The organism is Paracoccus aerius (assembly GCF_014656455.1).
In the GTDB taxonomy this organism is placed as follows: Bacteria; Pseudomonadota; Alphaproteobacteria; order Rhodobacterales; family Rhodobacteraceae; genus Paracoccus; species Paracoccus aerius.
On the sequence record NZ_BNCL01000090.1, the window covers coordinates 1 to 1,068 of the forward strand.

1 pseudogene is annotated in these 1,068 nt (G+C 56.6%); it reads left to right on the forward strand.

The features are described from left to right. A pseudogene (locus tag IE224_RS20820) lies at window positions 1–1,068 on the forward strand (hypothetical protein); the annotation flags it as partial.

The window sequence follows — 1,068 nt, forward strand, 5'->3', positions numbered from 1 at the left end:
CATGGCGGTCAGGACAACGACCTGCTCTATGGGGGAACAGGCCGCGACACCTTAGCAGGTGGCTTTGGCGACGATACGCTGGAAGGAGGTCAGGGTAATGACGTCTTGATAGGCGGTGAAGGCTTCGACCGCGCTGTCTATCAAGGGTCTTACGCCAACTATGCTTTCTCCAACGGTACGATTACTGATCTGGTGGGGAATTCCGGGAGTGACACACTTTCCGGGGTAGAGATGGCCGTCTTCGACGATAAGGTCGTCTGGCTGGTTGGTGAGAATGGAATCAGGTCGCTCCAGGAAGCAGTCAATCTGGCTTCGGAAGGCGACACGATCATCGTCTCCGCAGGCAGCTACAACGAGAATGTCGTGATCGATAAAACGCTCACCATTCTTGGCGCAAATGCCGGTTCCAGTGCTGATGGCTCCCGACAGACCGAAGCCAGCTTGAACGGATCCTTCGAAATCATGGGGGCCGCTGCCGGCACGATCATCGACGGGATGCAGATCCAGGAAGGTGGTCCCCGCAGTGCAGGCATCTTTGTCCGTGCAGCTGACGTTCAGATCCTGAACTCGGTCTTTACAAGGGAAGCGACCGGCGGAGATTTCAAGGGGATCCTGAACGCTTCGGGGACAAGCTCCGGTCTTCTGGTTGATGGCAACAGCTTTATCGGCTGGACGCGCGGCATCTACCTGAACCCGGGCGCGAGAGCGACGGTGACCAACAACATCTTCGATGAGAGCGGGAATGCTATCAACAACGATGGGCCTGACGCTGTCGAGATTTCAGGAAACCGCTTCACGAACAGCGCGGGAGCGACTCTCGCCTTTGGCGTAAAAGCCGGAGGAACGACCAACATTGGTAGCATCGTCGGTGTGAATGAATTCGACGAAAGTCGGCCTACGAATATCTACGTTCTTGACCCTGACCTGCTGGTCACAGGCACCCGCTACGCTGATGGTTTCTTTGGCAACACGGGTGCCGAAACTCTCTCAGGGGGTGCTGGCAACGACACCATCCGGGGTGAGGCAGGCAACGACATGTTGTTCGGCAATCAAGGCGACGATCTTCTC